14 protein-coding genes and 1 pseudogene are annotated in these 15624 nt (G+C 67.2%); 6 read left to right on the plus strand and 9 right to left on the minus strand.

The features are described 5' to 3' along the window. The coding region (locus K7W03_RS13755) for a transposase (RefSeq protein ID WP_222886549.1) at positions 1 to 384 on the plus strand (384 nt) is incomplete at its 5' end. Positions 385 to 644: 260 nt separating this feature from the next. On the opposite strand, the pseudogene K7W03_RS13760 reads toward K7W03_RS13755, so the two are convergent. The 3 genes and pseudogenes from K7W03_RS13760 to K7W03_RS13770 all read right to left on the minus strand — a co-directional run. Next, positions 645 to 1436 (minus strand): annotated as a pseudogene (locus tag K7W03_RS13760) (HAD-IC family P-type ATPase); the annotation flags it as partial. A 13-nt stretch (positions 1437 to 1449) separates the two neighbouring features. Further along, entirely contained in the window at positions 1450 to 3153 is a 1704-nt protein-coding gene (gene kdpA / locus K7W03_RS13765) for a potassium-transporting ATPase subunit KdpA (RefSeq protein ID WP_222886550.1), read from the minus strand. Between the two features lie 13 nt (positions 3154 to 3166). Further along, on the minus strand, positions 3167 to 3256 hold the full coding sequence (locus tag K7W03_RS13770) for a potassium-transporting ATPase subunit F (protein WP_222886551.1): 90 nt from the start codon (positions 3254 to 3256) through the stop codon (positions 3167 to 3169). A gap of 420 nt (positions 3257 to 3676) precedes the next feature. On the opposite strand from K7W03_RS13770, the gene pncB reads away from it, so the two are divergent. The 3 genes from pncB (at position 3677) to K7W03_RS13785 (ending at position 7257) form a co-directional block, all read left to right on the plus strand. Further along, complete coding sequence (gene pncB, locus K7W03_RS13775) at positions 3677 to 4981, plus strand: nicotinate phosphoribosyltransferase (protein WP_222886552.1); 1305 nt, start codon at positions 3677 to 3679, stop codon at positions 4979 to 4981. 81 nt (positions 4982 to 5062) lie between these two features. After that, on the plus strand, positions 5063 to 6127 hold the full coding sequence (locus tag K7W03_RS13780) for a type III polyketide synthase (protein WP_140043279.1): 1065 nt from the start codon (positions 5063 to 5065) through the stop codon (positions 6125 to 6127). Beyond that, complete coding sequence (locus K7W03_RS13785) at positions 6124 to 7257, plus strand: NAD(P)/FAD-dependent oxidoreductase (RefSeq protein WP_222886553.1); 1134 nt, start codon at positions 6124 to 6126, stop codon at positions 7255 to 7257. The genes K7W03_RS13780 and K7W03_RS13785 overlap by 4 nt, the downstream gene beginning before the upstream one ends. Here the strand turns inward: K7W03_RS13785 and K7W03_RS13790 are convergent. Further along, positions 7187 to 7885: a methyltransferase domain-containing protein gene (locus K7W03_RS13790; RefSeq protein WP_099186962.1), complete on the minus strand. Its 699-nt coding sequence runs from the start codon at positions 7883 to 7885 to the stop codon at positions 7187 to 7189. The genes K7W03_RS13785 and K7W03_RS13790 overlap by 71 nt on opposite strands. Positions 7886 to 7923: 38 nt before the next feature. Between K7W03_RS13790 and K7W03_RS13795 the strand changes: the two genes are divergently transcribed. Continuing rightward, positions 7924 to 8361 (plus strand): DUF2147 domain-containing protein, encoded by a 438-nt coding sequence (locus tag K7W03_RS13795; RefSeq protein WP_226870147.1) that lies wholly within the window; start codon positions 7924 to 7926, stop codon positions 8359 to 8361. A gap of 32 nt (positions 8362 to 8393) precedes the next feature. On the opposite strand, the gene K7W03_RS13800 is transcribed toward K7W03_RS13795, so the two are convergent. From K7W03_RS13800 to K7W03_RS13820, 5 genes are all read right to left on the minus strand, one after another. Beyond that, positions 8394 to 9251: a class I SAM-dependent methyltransferase gene (locus tag K7W03_RS13800; protein WP_226870148.1), complete on the minus strand. Its 858-nt coding sequence runs from the start codon at positions 9249 to 9251 to the stop codon at positions 8394 to 8396. Between the two features lie 62 nt (positions 9252 to 9313). Next, positions 9314 to 10597: an HD-GYP domain-containing protein gene (locus K7W03_RS13805; protein WP_222886554.1), complete on the minus strand. Its 1284-nt coding sequence runs from the start codon at positions 10595 to 10597 to the stop codon at positions 9314 to 9316. A 290-nt stretch (positions 10598 to 10887) separates the two neighbouring features. Next, the gene (locus K7W03_RS13810) at positions 10888 to 12327 is read right to left on the minus strand and encodes an efflux transporter outer membrane subunit (protein WP_222886555.1); all 1440 of its coding nucleotides are present in this window, start codon (positions 12325 to 12327) and stop codon (positions 10888 to 10890) included. A gap of 10 nt (positions 12328 to 12337) precedes the next feature. Further along, positions 12338 to 13894, minus strand: coding sequence for a DHA2 family efflux MFS transporter permease subunit (locus tag K7W03_RS13815; protein WP_065847089.1), 1557 nt, complete (start codon positions 13892 to 13894; stop codon positions 12338 to 12340). After that, complete coding sequence (locus tag K7W03_RS13820) at positions 13891 to 15057, minus strand: HlyD family secretion protein (protein WP_222886556.1); 1167 nt, start codon at positions 15055 to 15057, stop codon at positions 13891 to 13893. Before K7W03_RS13820 ends, K7W03_RS13815 begins: the two co-directional genes overlap by 4 nt. An 80-nt stretch (positions 15058 to 15137) precedes the next feature. Here K7W03_RS13820 and K7W03_RS13825 point away from each other — a divergent pair, with 80 nt between their 5' ends. Then, positions 15138 to 15569, plus strand: coding sequence for a MarR family winged helix-turn-helix transcriptional regulator (locus K7W03_RS13825; RefSeq protein ID WP_222886557.1), 432 nt, complete (start codon positions 15138 to 15140; stop codon positions 15567 to 15569). The last annotated feature ends 55 nt before the right edge of the window (positions 15570 to 15624 follow it).

The raw sequence follows: 15624 nt of genomic DNA on the forward strand, positions 1-15624 counted from the left end.
CTAGGGGAGTTTTTTGCTCGACTGGTCGCAGCAGAGATAGACGACGTAAGTCGTTTCCGATCACCACGAAAGCTTGCGGCCTATGCCGGCCTTGTGCCCTCGACTTATTCGAGTGGTGGCAAGACGTTCAATGGGCGCATTATCAAGGGCGGCAACAAATGGTTGCGATGGGCCTTCGTCGAAGCAGTTGTTCCCGCAATTGTGTCCGATCCCGCCCTGAAGTTCGAATATTATCGTCACAAGACCACCAAAGGCGCCAATCGTGCCAAGGTCGCTGTGGCGCGCAAGCTTTTGACAATTGCCTACCATGTGCTGCGCGATAAGCGGGAGTACCAGTCCCGCGACGCGCGCCCTGAGTGGCAGACTGAATCCCGACTGTCCTGATCGCGCACTAGCGAGTTCCGCAATGCGGATCTGCGCTCACTGAGGAGGATAGGAAGTCCGGGACCGAAGGCCACTTTGTGACTGAATCCAACGGATTCGGGGCACGGATTGGAGGTTGGTTGAAGAGCCTTGTCGCGGGCAAGCGTCGGCCCGCGAATGGAGAAACTCGTCCGTTATGACGCCGGCGGACCGCGAAGGAGCAAACCGTGAGGATTATCGACCAACAGCCTTGCGAAATTTCCTCTTGCGTTCTTTCATTGGAGGGCGGCGATGGTCGTGGGAATCAGCGTGATCAGCAAGGCGGCGAGGATCGCCACCGGCACGGCGCCCCCGGCATAGCTGGCAAAGCCCGGAATCGTGCCCACGGCGATCAGGAAGATGATGGTCAGGCCGACCAGCAGCAGCGTCAGCGCAATCTCATTGGGCGTCTTCTGCCGTTCGGCGCCCTCCACCAGCGCGATCATGCGGTCCAGAAAGCCCTGTCCCGGATTGACCGTCACCCGCACCCGAATCCGGTCGGAAATGACGCGCGTGCCCGCCGTCACCGCGCTGCGGTCGCCGCCCGCCTCCCGGATCACCGGCGCGGATTCGCCGGTGATGGCGGCCTCGTTGACCGAAGCGACGCCGGCGACCACCTCTCCGTCGGATGGGATGAGGTCGCCGGTTTCGACCAGCACGACATCGCCCATCCTGAGCGCGCTTGCCGGGACGGTCTCGACCGCGTCGCCCTTCAGCCGCCTGGCCGTCAGTTCCGCCTTGGTCGCGCGCAGCGAAGCGGCCTGCGCCTTGCCCCGCCCTTCGGCCAGCGCCTCCGCAAAGGTGCCGAACAGAACCGTCAGCCACAGCCAGGCCACCAGTTGCAGCTTGAAGCCAGGGGCAAGATGATCCTGCCCCACGGCCAGCAACAGCGTCAGCAGCACCGCCACGGCGGCGGTCGTGAACATCACCGGGTTGCGGATCAGGTCCCTGGGGTTCAGCTTGCGGAAAGCGTCGCCCATCGCGGGCAGGATGAGGTCGGCGGTGAAGAGCGAACGGGTTTCGGACCGGGGCATGGGCTTGTGATCCTTAGAAGAGCTGGCCACGGACCATCGCGAGATGATCGGCCATGGGGCCAAGGGCAAGGCCGGGGAGGAAGGTGAGGCCGCCGACGATCAGCACGATGCCGACCAGCAGCCCGGTCCACAGCGGCCCCGTGGTGGGGAAGCTGCCCGCGGTTTCCGGCGTGTATTTCTTCGCCGCCAGTCCGCCGGCTATGGCCAGCATGGGTATGATGATGAAGAAGCGGCCGATCCACATCGCCACGCCCAGCAGGCCGTTGTAGAAGGGGGTGTTGGCGGTCAGTCCGGCAAAGGCCGATCCGTTGTTGGCGACCGCGCTGGTGAAGGCGTAGAGGATCTCGCTGAACCCGTGCGGTCCCTTGTTGAGCGGGCCGGCAAGGCCCGCCGGCAACACGCTCGCAATCGCGGTGAAGCCCAGTATCGCCATCGGCAGCACGGCGATGGCGAGGACGGCGAGCTTCACCTCCCGGCTCTCGATCTTCTTGCCGACATATTCCGGCGTGCGGCCGACCATCAGCCCCGCCACGAACACGGCGAGGATGGCGAACAGCAGGAAGCCGTATATGCCCGCGCCGACGCCGCCGACCACCACTTCGCCCAATTGCATGTTGAACAGGGGGACGAGGCCGCCGATGGCGGTGAAGCTGTCATGCATGGCGTTGACCGCGCCGCAGCTCGCCGCCGTGGTGATGACGGAGAAGAGGGCGGAGGCAGCGATGCCGAAACGTACCTCCTTCCCCTCCATGTTGCCGCCGGGAACGCCCAGATGATGGAGGACCGGATTGCCGGCCGCCTCCTGCCAACAGGTGATCGCGACGCCGGCAAGGAACAGGACCATCATCGCGGCGAGGATGGCCCATCCCTGCCGCACATTGCCCACCGCCTTGCCGAAGCTGTGGGTGAGGCCGACGCCGATGGCGAAGATCGACAGCATCTGCACGAAATTGGTGAGCGCCGTCGGATTTTCGAACGGATGGGCGCTGTTCGCGTTGAAGAAGCCACCGCCGTTGGTGCCCAGCATCTTGATCGCCTCCTGACCCGCGACCGGTCCCAGGGCGAGCGTCTGCTTCGCGCCTTCCAGCGTCGTGACCTCAACCGGTCCCGCCAGCGTCTGCGGCACGCCGCTCGCCATGTAGAAGATCGCGAGGAGGACGCAGAGCGGCAGCAGCAGATAGAGCGTCACCCGCACCATATCGGCCCAGAAATTGCCGATGGTCGCGCTGCTGCGCCGGGCAAATCCCCGGAACAGCGCAAAAGCGAGCGCAATGCCCGTCGCCGCGGAAAGGAAATTATGGATGGTGAGCGCCAGCATCTGGCTGAGGTTCGACATGGTCGATTCCCCGGCATAGCTCTGCCAGTTGGTGTTCGAGGTGAAGCTGATCGCGCTGTTGAAGGCGAGATGTCCGCTCACCGCGCCCAGATGCTGCGGGTTGAGCGGCAGCACCGCCTGCATGCGCAGCAGCGCATAGGTGAGGAGCAGCAGCGCCGTGTTGAAGACCAGCATATGCACCGCATAGCGGCGCCAGCCCTGTTCCTCGCGCGGATCGATGCCCGAAAGGCGGTAGAAGCCGCGCTCCACGGGGCCGAGCAGGCCGTGAAGCGGCGTGCGGCGTCCTTCGTAAAGCGCGAACAGCCAGAGGCCGACCGGCTTCACGAGGATCAGCAACAGGCCGACAAAGGCCGCGATCAGCAGCCATCCCTGAAAGGTCATGGAACGCGCCTCCCTAAAAGCGTTCGGGCCGCGCCAGCACCGCGACCAGATAGAGGAGGAGGCCGATGGCGGTGAACGTGGCGAGCCAGAGGTCGATGGTCATGGCGCCCGCCCTCACGCCCGCCCGCACAGCGCGGCATAGCCGAGGCTGGCGGCCAGAAGGATCAGGATCAGGCCGATCCAGAGCATGTCTTGCATAAGGAAACTCCCGCAGCCGAAGCTGTCGCGCGGGGTGCGGGACGGGCCATCGTCTGCCGCCGCTCAATTAGGACAGGGCGGCGTTTGAAATCGAGAGAGGGGAAAAGGGCAGGGCATAGAAATTGCGTATGAAAATGGCGCGCGGCGCGGGTTCCGGCCATCATGGCCGCAGGACACGGCCGGCCGGGTCACGGATGGGCGAGGACGGCGCCGTCTTTGCAGATGAAGGGGAACGGGATCATATCCGGTTCAATTGGCGACGATGGCTGACAGTCGCGCCTGTCGCGCATAGACTGGGGCCGGTCACGGGCTGAACGGAATTTCGATGGTTTACACCGACATCGCCAACCGCACCTATAATCATAATTGGCGGCTGGACCCCATCGTCCGCAGCCTGCTGGACACGGATTTCTACAAGCTGCTGATGCTCCAGATGATCCGCCACCTCTACCCGGATGTGCAGGCGACCTTCAAGCTGATCAACCGCACGCAATCCGTGCGTCTGGCCGAGGTCATCGACGAGGGCGAATTGCGCGCGCAGCTCGACCATGCCCGGTCCGTGCGCTTCGGGAAGAAGGAACTGATCTGGCTGGCGGGCAACAGCTTTTATGGCGAGCGGCAGATGTTCAGCCCGGATTTCATCGCGTGGCTGGCCGATTTCCGCCTGCCCGACTATGACCTGCGCAAGGTCGACGGCCAATATGAACTGTGCTTCCACGGCCCCTGGACCCACAGCAGCATGTGGGAAATCCCGGCGCTGGCGATCATCAACGAATTGCGATCCCGCGCGGCGATGAAGGGACGGGGGCGGTTCGAACTGGACGTGCTCTACGCCCGCGCCAAGGCGAAGCTGTGGGAGAAGGTGGAGCGGCTGGCGCAACTGCCCGATCTCGTCATATCCGACTTCGGCACGCGGCGGCGGCACGGCTTCCTCTGGCAGCGCTGGTGCGTGGAGGCGCTGAAGGAACGGCTGGGCCGCCGGTTCATCGGATCGTCCAACGTGCTGCTGGCGATGGACGCCGATCTGGAGGCCATCGGCACCAACGCCCATGAGCTGCCGATGGTGCTGGCCGCCCTGGCCGAGGGGGATGAGGCGCTGGCCGCCGTCCCCTATCGCGTGCTGGAGGATTGGCGCAATCATTATGCCGGCAACCTGCTGGTCGTGCTGCCCGATGCCTTCGGCACGGCGGCGTTTCTGCGCCATGCGCCGGACTGGGTGGCGGACTGGACGGGTTTCCGCCCCGACAGCGCGCCGCCGATCGAGGGGGGCGAACGGATCATCCGCTGGTGGCGGGAAAAGGGACGCGATCCGCGGACGAAGCTGCTGATCTTCTCCGACGGCATGGATGTCGACAGTATCGAGGCGACCTACCGGCATTTTGCCGGGCGGGTGCGGATGAGCTTTGGCTGGGGCACCAACCTCACTAATGATTTCAGGGGTTGCGCGCCCTTTGCCACGACCGGGCTCGATCCGATCTCGCTGGTGTGCAAGGTGGTGGAGGCCAATGGCCGCCCGGCGGTCAAGCTGTCCGACAACCCCGCCAAGGCGACAGGCGAGCCGGAGGAGATCGCCCGATATTTGCGGGTTTTCGGGGGAGAGGGACGTCTGGAGAAGGAAGTGGAGGTCTAAGGGCGGCAGAGGCCAGGCTGCCGCGATTGATCCTTTCCCCCTGCCCGGACGTTCCACGAAGACAGGAGCCATGACGACCCGATGACCGATACGCGCGCTCGCATCAACGCCATCGGGTGCGCCGTCCCCGCGCTGGACATGCATGCACCCTTCATTCGCTGGGCGACCGGCCAACTGGACGATCCGCGCGAGCGCCGGCTGTTCCAGCGCATGGCGGAGCGGTCCGGCATCGGGCATCGCTGGTGCGTGCTGCCGCCGACCGCCGAGGGCGGATCGCCGGTCGATCCCGGCGGCTTCTACGCGGGCGAAATGCCGCCGACCTCGCTGCGCATGCGCTGCTATGCCGATCATGCGCCCCGCCTGGCGATGGAGGCGATCGCGCGGTTGAGGGCGCAGGTGCCGCTCGACCGGATCAGCCATCTGGTGGTGGCGAGCTGCACCGGCTTCGTCGCCCCCGGCATCGACCAGATCATTGCCGAACGGCTGGGGCTGGAGGGGGTCGAGCGCACATTGGTCGGCTTCATGGGCTGCTATGCGGCGGTCGCGGCATTGCGGACGGCGCGGCACATCGTCCGGTCGGAACCCGATGCGCGGGTGCTGGTCGTGACGGTCGAACTGTCTTCCCTGCATTTCCAGCCGGAACGGCAGATCGAGCGGCTGCTGATGATGCTCCAGTTCGCGGACGGCGCGGCCGCCGCCCTGGTGACGGGGGAGGGCGCCGGCGTCGCGATCGACCGGCCCTTCTCGCTCAACCTCGCGGATTCGGCGGAACTGATCCGCTGGGACATAGGGGATAGCGGCTTCGTCATGCACCTGTCCGGAGAGGTGCCGGGGCGCATCCAGACGGCGCTGGGCGATCCCTCGGTGCGCCGCCGCCTGTGGGGAAGCGACGATATGGCCGGGATAGACCGATGGGCGGTGCACGCAGGCGGCCGGTCGATCCTGGACGCGGTGGAGCAGGGACTGGACCTTGGCCGCGATGCCCTGGCGCCGTCGCGGAGCGTGCTGGCGCGGTTCGGCAACATGTCCTCCTCCACCCTGATGTTCATCCTGCACGACATGCTGGCGGACGCGGGGCAGGGGGTGGCGCTGGCCTTCGGACCGGGACTGGCGGCCGAAGGATTCCGTTTCGAAGGGCTGGCATGACGGCGCGCCTGCCCGCTCTGGTCGTCGGTGGCGGACCGGCGGGCGCGGCGGCGGCGATCGCCCTGGCTCGGGCGGGGGCGCAGGTGCATCTCCTCGACCGGCGGAGCGGCCCGCATGATGGCGTGTGCGGCGGCTTCCTCGGCTGGGATGCGCTGGCGGCACTGGGCGATCTGGGTGTCGACGCGGTCGCGCTGGGCGCGCGGCCGATACGGCGGTTGCGGCTGGTGGCGGACGGCCGGCATCTGGAACTGCCGCTGCCCCATGTTGCGGCGGGGCTGTCGCGGCGGACGCTGGACGAAGCGCTGATCGCGCGCGCGGCACGGGCGGGAGCCGTCGTCCAGCGGGGCCGGGCGGTGCGCGCCGCCGACCCGGCAGCGCGTTCGGTCCGGTTCGACGATGGCGGGCGGTTGGCTGGCGACGCGCTGTTCCTGGCGACGGGCAAGCATGAATTGCGCGGGCTGGCCCGCGATCTCACCGGCCGGCGGGAACCGCCCTGCGTCGGGTTCCGCGCGACCCTGCCCGGCAGCGCGGACCTGACGGGCGTGATCGAGATGCACCTGTTCGACGGCGGCTATGCCGGCCTGCTGTTGCAGGAGGATGGCACCGCCAATCTCTGCCTTTCCGTTGCGCGGGACCGGCTGTCGGATGGCGCGCCCGCGCTGATGCGGGCGATCATGGCGGAGGCGCCCCATCTGGCCCGCCGCATGGCTGGAAAAATGCCGCCGTCTTTTGAGGCGATTGCCGGCGTGCCCTATGGCTGGCGCGCGGCGGCGAGCGTTCCGGGACTCTTCCGCATCGGGGATCAGGGCGCGGTGATCGCTTCCCTGGCCGGCGACGGCATCGCCATCGCGCTCCACAGCGGGACCAGCGCCGCGCAGGCCTATCTGCGGGGCGGACCGCAGGCGGCGATGGGCTGGCAGGACCAGTGGCGCCGCCGCAGCCGGCGGCCGCTGGCGATTGCCGAAGCCTTGCGCCACGGGGCGGCGGGACCATGGGGACGCGGGCTGCTGATGCGGCTGCTGGGCATGATGCCGGGGCTCGGCATTCAGGCCGCGCTGCTCACCCGCATATCCGCTCCACGCACAGGCGGAAGGAAAAGCGCCTCACGATCCGCACATCGTCCAGGCTGATGCCCGCCTGGGGCAACAGCTCCGCCCAGTCGCCGGGGCGGAAGGACCGGGCAATGGACAGCCGGCCATCCTCCCGCACGATGCGGTGGACGCGCAGCAGGCGGGCAAGCAGCGGAAAGCCCCAATGGGCAAATCCATGCCGGTGCAGGTCGCAGATCAGCCAGCCCATCCGCGCCTCCGCCTCCATATGGCGCAGGAAGGTCATCAGTTGCGCATCCGTCATATGGTGCGTCACCTGGCTGGAGATGATGAAGTCGAACCGCTCCGGCTGGTCCAGATAGTCGCCGGCCCGATAGTCGATGGCAAGTTCGGGCGGAGTCGCGTGGCGGGCCGCGGCAAGGCTCTTTTCATTGAGGTCCACGCCGATCAGCTCGGCCTCTATCCCGCGCTTCCGGGCCCAGCGGGCGACCGCGCGCAGGACGTCGCCGTCTCCGAAACCGACATCGAGCAGGCGGAAATGCCGGGCCGGACCGACCGCGCGGTTGAGGAAGGCGATGGTGGGCCAGGCAGTGAAGGTCCAGCGGTTCACGCGGGCGAGGTCGTGCAGCACCCGCTCATAGACGGCGGGGTCCAGGTCCGGCGCGTCCATCTGCTCTTCCTGCCGCGAACGGATCGAAAGGTCGGCCATATGCCCTCTCTTCTTCTCCGGCATCATAGCATATCTTCATGGGCATGGAGGTGCATGCCATGGGATATTTCACCGCGCTCCTGATCATGGCGGCGGCGTCCTCGCCGCCGTCCGTCGAGGGTCGTTGGCTGACCGAGGACCGGAAGGGCGTGGTGCAGATCGCGCCGTGCGGCGGGCAGATGTGCGGTCGGATCGCGCAAGTGCTGGACAAGGGACCGGGCGTGCCGGCGACCGATGTCAACAATCCCGACCCCAAGTTGCGCGGGCAGCCGATATTGGGCCTGCTCACCCTTTGGGGTTTCCGCCGCGATGGCGCGATCTGGAAGGGCGGCCGCGCCTACGACCCGAAATCGGGGCGAAGCTACCGCGCGACATTGGGATTGAACGCGGACGGATCGCTCAGGCTGACGGGATGCGTGCTGTTCCTGTGCCAGTCGCAGCGCTGGACCCGGCTGCGCCAGAGCACGCTGCGCTAAATCGGACGCAGGTCGCCATGGGCTGAATCCCCTCACACCCTAGGACCGGCGCTGTCCTTCTCCCACAGGAAGATGCCGTAGCGCATCGCGCCGGTGCGCAGCGCCAGGATCAGGCGCGGCAGGCTGAGGATGAAGTCGCGGTTCCGGGTCCGGGGACTGAGCGCAAGGCTCCGCAGGGCCGGGTCGCGGATCATGGCCACCGCCAGCCGGCGCAGGCAGATCGCCCAGGTGCGGCGGACGCGGACGCTGGCATCCTCATGGCCGCGCAGCGCGAACCCCGCTTGGGCGGCCAGCGCCTCATAATCCGCCCGGCTGCCCATGCCGGGAAGCCGCCCCTCCCGGCAAATGGGTCGCAGCAGGTGGCGGACTTCCCATGGCCGCGCGCCTTCGCCCTCCAGCCAGGCGCAGACGACCAGCCGCCCGCCGGGCCGCAGCACCCGTGCCGCTTCCGTGAAGAAGCGGGCCTTGTCGACCATATGTTCGGAACTTTCGATCGCATAGGCGCCGTCGAAACCCGCATCGGGCAGATCATTGTGCAGCCAGTCCCGGCGCAGGCAGGTGAAGCGGGACAGCGCACGCGCGCCTGCCACCTTCTCCTGCGCGGAGGAGAGGGTGAGGCCCGTGACATGGACGTCGTGCCGGGCGACGATCCGGGCGGCGGTGGCGCCATAGCCGCATCCTATGTCGCACAGCCTCTGTCCCGGTTCCGGCGCAAGCCGCGCCTCCACCTCCTCGACGAGCGCTTCGGCCGCTTCGGCGGGGCTCTCGCTCCCCGTCCGCCAATAGCCATGATGCACATGCTCGCCCCAGATCCGCCGGTAGGCGAGGTCCAGTTCGTCATAATGAACGGCGACGCCCGCCGCGGTAGAGGGCATATCCGGCACGATCATGCCGCCTATATCCCCTGCCCGGCGGGCAGGCGCAACGAATTTTCAGGGCAGGGCCCCCGCCTTCATCCCGCCGCCGCGAGCAGCCTGGCGCTGAGCGCCGGCCATTCGGTCATGTCCCAACCCTCCGGCGTTTCGCGGGTCATGATCTGGTCCGCGCCGAAGCAGTTGGAAAGGTCTATGTCCTCCGCCTTCACGAAGCTGCGGTCGGAAAGCGAATAGAAGGGCCGCACCACCGGCAGCGTCAGGTCGTCGGCATTCTGCTCGACCACGATCGCCAGCCGGTGCGAGCGCAGGCGGACCAGCGATCCGATGGGATAGATGCCGACCGCGCGCTGGAACGCCTGGAAGATTTCGGGGTCGTAGAGCGTCTGCGCCTCGTCCAGCATCAGCAGCGCGCGGGATGGGTCCTCGCCATGACGGTGGATGCGATTGGACGTCATCGCGTCATAGGTGTCGCAGATCGCCGCCATGCGGGCGAACCGTCCGATTTCATCGCCCTTCAGCCCATGGGGATAGCCGCTGCCGTCCAACCGCTCATGGTGATGGAGGCAGACGTCCAGCACGGCGTCCGGCATTTCGCCGCCCAGCGCCAGGAATTCATGCGCCAGCGTGGTGTGGCTCTTCACGACCTCCCATTCCTCTGGCGTCAGCGGACTGTCCTTGTCCCAGGTTTCCTGCGGCACATGGCCCATGCCGACGTCCATCAGCAATCCGGCAAGCCCGGCCTGCTGCACCTCTTCCGGAGAGAGGCGGAGCTGCTGCGCCAGGCTGATCATCAGCGCGCAGACCGACAGGGCGTGCAGATAGAGATATTCGCTGGTGTTCTTGAGCCGCGTCACCGCCATGAAGGCGTGGGGATTGCGCTGGATGGAGCTGGAGATCTCATCGATCATCGTTTCCAGCTTGTTGAGCTTGATCGCATTGCCCAGTCGGGAATCGTCGAAGATCTTCTGCATCGCGCGCACCGACTTGCGGGCGAGGCGGTTGGCATGAACCATCTCCGCCTTGGCCGGCAGCCTGTCCTTCGACAGCGGGTCGAACGGACGGCTGACGGGCGGCGGCGCCCCGCGCCGGGCAATGGTGGCGCCCGCGCGGCCGAACGGACGGTCACGCTGGTCGTCAGCCGGCGCGCGGGGCGGGGCCGGCGCTTCGCTGGGCTTCAGGTCAGCGCCGCGAGAGGTGTCGATCTGCACCCATTCGACCTTGCTCGCCTTCAACGTTTCCAGTTGTTCGGCATCCTCCAGCAGCATCCTGCTCTTCCAGAAGGGGTGGGCGAACCACGACCCTTCCATCTTGTGGAGGAACATGCCCAATTCGACATGCTCGGTACGAATTCTCTTCAACATGATGATGCGCGGCCCCGACTTGAAAGTCCCTCCTGTCCGATCCGAAGCGCGCTCTCCCGTCCCTGCCGGACTCCTCCCCCGGAGCATGTCGCGCTTCCATCGGACAATATGGACTTTTAGAGCATCGTGCGGAAAAGCCTGTCCTGAGCCCTGTCGAAGGACGGGAACCGGTTTTCTGCCTAAAACGATGCGACAACAGAAACTTGAAGCGCGCGGCCTGTGCCCGATACAAGGCAACGCGCTCCAGCGCGGCATTTCGCTCCCAAAGCCTTGCGGAAAGGTTAAATTCCCTATTGCCAGCCGAGGCCGAGCGCCTTTTGCAGGGCGATATAGTCCGCCGTCATCGCCGCCGTCCCCTGGGTCAGCGCCTGAGCCGCCGACAGGCTCTGCCGCTCCGCGTCGAGAAGCTGGATGCGGGTGGCCGTTCCCGCCTCGAAACGCTGGCGCATCAGCGCGGCGGCGCGCTCAGCCGAGGCCTTCGACCGGGCGGCGCTGGCGACGCTCAGCCGCCGCGCGCCAAAGCGCGAAAGCGCGTCCTCGCCGTCGCGCAGGGCGTTGAGCACCGCCTGCCGATATTGCGCGGCCGCCTCGTCCCGGACGCCTTCGGCCTGTCCGACCCGGGCGGCGTTGCGGCCCAAATCGAGGAAGCTCCAGCTCAGGCGCGGCATGGCGATCGCCGCCAGCGTGTCGAGGTCGACCAGATCGCCCGGATCGGTGCCGCCGATGCCGATCAGGCCCATGAAGCTGAGGCTGGGAAAACGCGCGGCCTCCGCCACGCCGATCCTGGCGGTGGCGGCGGCGAACTGGCGCTCCGCCGCCCTGATGTCGGGACGGCGCCTGAGCAGCGCGGCAGGATCGCCGACCGCGACCTGCGCGGGAGGCAGCGGCACGGGCGCGGGCGCGGCCAGCATGGCGTCGAGCGCGCCGGGCGCTTCCCCGGCCAGGGTGGCCAGCGCGTTCAGATAGGCGTCGCGCTCCGCACTCAGCGGCAGCAGCGCGGCGTCGCTCTGCTCCAGCTGGTTGCGCTGCTGTTCCACCTCCAGCGCGGAGGCGGTTCCCCCGGCGTGGCGCTGTTCCGTCAGGCGCAGCATCTCGCGCTGCCGGGCCGTGGCCTGCTGCGCCAGCGCGATACGCTGCTGCCGGTCGCGCAGATTGACATAGGCCTGGGCGATTTCGGCGGTCAGGCTGACCTGCGCGTCCGCGACATTGGCCTGCGCCGCCTCGACCTGAGCCCGTACCGCCTCCACTCCCCGCCGCCGGCCACCCCACAGATCGACCTCCCAACTCGCGTCGAAGCCCAGATTGTAGAAATTGAGCGACTGGCTGTCGCCGCCATCGGAACTGTCCTCCTCCGAATTGCCGAGGTCGACGCCGGGCACGGTGGCATGGACGTAAAGGGCGGAGGCGTTGACATTGGGAAGGGCATTGGCGCGCTCCGTCCGCAACGAGGCGCGGGCCTGCCGCACCCTAGCCTCTGCCACGGCCACGCCGGGACTGGCGGCCAGCGCGCGGCTTTCCAGCGCGTCCAGCACCGGGTCGCCCAGCGCCGTCCACCAGGCCGCGGCGGCGGGCGCCTGCGGGCCGGCGTCGGCGGGCGTCCTGACGAACCGCGCCGCCGGGCTGACCGGCCTGGCCGCTTCCGGCCCTTGATAATCCGGCCCGGCGGTGCAGGCGGCGAGCGTCAGCAGCGGGAGGATGGCCGGAGGAAGGACGGTCTGGGGGAAACGCATGGAACCAGCCTCAATGCATCGCGACCGCTTGCCCCTTGGGCAAGGGACGCAGGAACAGCACCAGCGGCAATACGGCGATGATGCCGACCGCCAGCATCGTGAAGATGTCGTTATAGGTCATCACCAGCGCTTCCCGCTGGATCGTGCCTGCCAGCGATCGAAGCGCGGCGTCCTGCCCGCCCAGCGAATGGGCGAGGCCGCCGATATAATCCTGCACCTGCCCGCTATTGGCGCTCAGGCTTTCCTCCATGCGGCGGCTGTGCAGCCAGCTTCGCTGGTCCTGGATGGTGGCGATGCCCGCCAGCGCCAGCGATCCGCCCAGATTGCGGACGGCGTTGAACAGCCCGGCGGCATCGCCCGCATCCTCGCGCGGGACCGATGCGATGGCCGCCTGGTTGAGGAACAGGAAACCGAATACGCTGCCCACGCCGCGCAGCAATTGCGACTCGACGAAATCATGGCCTACCGCCTGATTGGTCAGCACCGTGTCGACCCAGCAGCTCGTCGCCATGATGAGCAGCCCGGCGCCCACCGCGATGCGGATGTCGAGGTGCCGGATCAGCAGGGGGGTGAGCGGCATCAGCATCAGGCTCGGAATGCCGGACAGCAGGACGATGCGGCCCGATTGCAGCGCGTCATAGCCGGCGATCGCCGCCAGGAACTGCGGAATGACGAAGGCGGTGCCGTACAGCATCATGCCGATCACCAGCCCCATCAGCGCAACGGCCCCGAATTGCCGGTCGAGCAGCAGCTTCAGCCGGATGACGGGCCTTTTCGCGAAATATTGCCCGGCGAACAGCAGGATGAAGCCGATGCCGGAGACGACCGACATCAGGACGATCTCGCTGCTCTGGAACCATTGTTCCCGCTGTCCCTCCTCCAGCACGATGGTAAGGCCGCCAAGGCCCAGCGCCATGCCCGCGATGCCCAGCCAGTCGGCCTGCCGGAATTCGCTGAGGCGCGGCTTTTGATGCGGCATCGTCACCAGCAGCAGGGTGATCAGCACGATGCCCACGGGCAGGTTCAGGAAGAAGGCGTAGTGCCAGCTTATATTCTCCGTCAGCCATCCGCCGACCAGCGGGCCGAGCACCGGCCCAAGAATGGCGGTGACGCCGAACAGCGCATTGCCGATCGGCTGCTGCGAACGGGGCAGGCGCGTGGCGATGATGGTCATCGCCGTGGGGATCAGCGCGCCGCCGGTAAAGCCCTGGCCGACGCGGCCGATGACCATGGTGGTAAGGTCGCCGGCCACGCCGCACAGCATCGAAAAGCCGGTGAACAGAAAGGCGGCGGCGAGCAGCAGGGTGCGCAGCCCCAGCAGCCGTTCCAGCCAGGCCGCCAGCGGAATGACGATGATCTCCGCGACCAGATAGGATGTCGCGATCCAGGTGCCCTCCGTACCGCTGGCGCCGATCTCGCCCTGGATCGTGGGCAGCGCTGAATTGACGATGGAAATGTCCAGCGTCGCCATCATCGCGCCCAGGCTTCCGGCGATGACGGCCAGCCACGCGGCGGTGTCGGCGCGTTCGGGAAGGGGCGGCGCGGCCGAAGCGGCGGTGGCGTTCATCGGCCGATCCGGGCGTTATGCCGCTCCTGCTCCCGGCGGATCTGCGCGGCGGCGTTCCGGGCCGAACGGGTGTCGACGGACACTTCGACGGACATGCCGGGGACCAGCAGCTTCCGGGTTTCGGGGCCGGCGCTGACGGCGATGCGCACCGGGATGCGCTGGACGATCTTGGTGAAATTGCCGGTGGCGTTCTGCGGCGGCAGGACCGAAAACTGGGCGCCGGTGCCGGGCGCGATGCTGGCGACCCGTCCGGGCAGCTCGATCCCGGGCAGCGCATCGACCGCGATCGTCACCGGCTGGCCGACGCGCATCAGGCCCAGTTGCGTTTCCTTGAAATTCGCCTCGACATAGAGGCTGGCATTGGGAACCAGCGTCATCAGCCGGCTGGCGGCCTGAACGAACTGGCCCTGCCGGACGCTCCTGTCACCGATCCGCCCGTCGACGGCCGCCCGCAATATCGTCGCCTCCACATTGGTGCTGGCGGCCGAAAGCTGCGCACGCGCGGCCTCGCCCTGCGCTTCCGCCTGCCGCACCTGCGTCTGCAGGGTGGCGATCCGCTTCTGCGCGCTGGTCAGCGTCGCCCTGGCGGCCGCGGCCCTCGCCCGCGCCTGGGTCGCCTGGTTCTGAAGCTCCGACAGGCGCTCGCGGGTCTCCGCACCGCTGGCCGCCAGCGGGCGATAGCGCTCCACCTCGCGCGCGGCGAAGGCGGCATTGGCGTTGGCGGCGCTCAGATCGGCCTCGGCCTGCGCGACGGCGGCGCGTTGCTCCGCAATCTGGGCGACGACCCCGGCCGCATTGGCCTTGGCCACGTCGATCTGCGCCACGGACTGAGCCGCCTGCGCCCGGTAATCGCGCGGATCGATCTGAACCAGCGGCTGGCCGGCCTTCACATCCTGGTTCTCATCGACGAAGACGCGGTCGACATAGCCGGACACCTTGGGCGCGACGGTGATCGAATCGGCCTGGATATAGGCGTCGTTGGTCGATTCCTGATATTTGCCGAAGGTTTCGAAGCGGATGAACCACAGCACGCCGCCGCCGATCAGCGCCAGCGTCACGAGCAGCAGGATCGGGCGTGCGCGCGGGCTTCTGAGCGCGGAGGGGCGGCTCTGGCCCGAGTCGTCGCCATGGGGGGGAGAAGAAGCCACTGTCTCAGAACTCATCGATGGAACCCGCAGATCGCAATCCCGTCCCCTATGCTCGCGCTTGCACCATAGCGCAATACCATTTATTGAGGTTCCTCATGAATGGCGCCGACGAACAGCTACTGACCGACCTGTTTCGGGTCATCACATCGATCCGCAGATCGTTCGACCGCGCGATGACGGAACAGGGCGCATCGCTTGCCCAGACCAAGATATTGATGTGCATAAAGGCGCAGCTGGGAACAGCGCGCGCCGCCGACATTGCCGAGATCATGAATCTCGCGCCGCGCACGGTGACGGAGGCGCTGGACGGGCTGGAGCGCGAAGGCCTGATCCAGCGGGTGCCGGACAGGGACGATCGGCGGGTGAAGCGGCTGGCCATCACTCCGGCCGGAGAGGCGGCGGTCGCCGTGACGGAGCCTCTCCGCCTGCAACTGGGGGGAAAGCTCTTGAAGGCGCTGAACCCTTCGGAACGGCGGCATTTCCATGCTGCGCTGCAAAAATTATTGCAGGGACTGGACGACGCCTGACCTTTTGATTCGCGCGATATTCTCTGTTATCATCGCCCCGCCCGACCGGCATAAG

This window comes from Sphingobium sp. PNB (genome assembly GCF_019873065.1).
Lineage (GTDB): Bacteria > Pseudomonadota > Alphaproteobacteria > Sphingomonadales > Sphingomonadaceae > Sphingobium > Sphingobium fuliginis.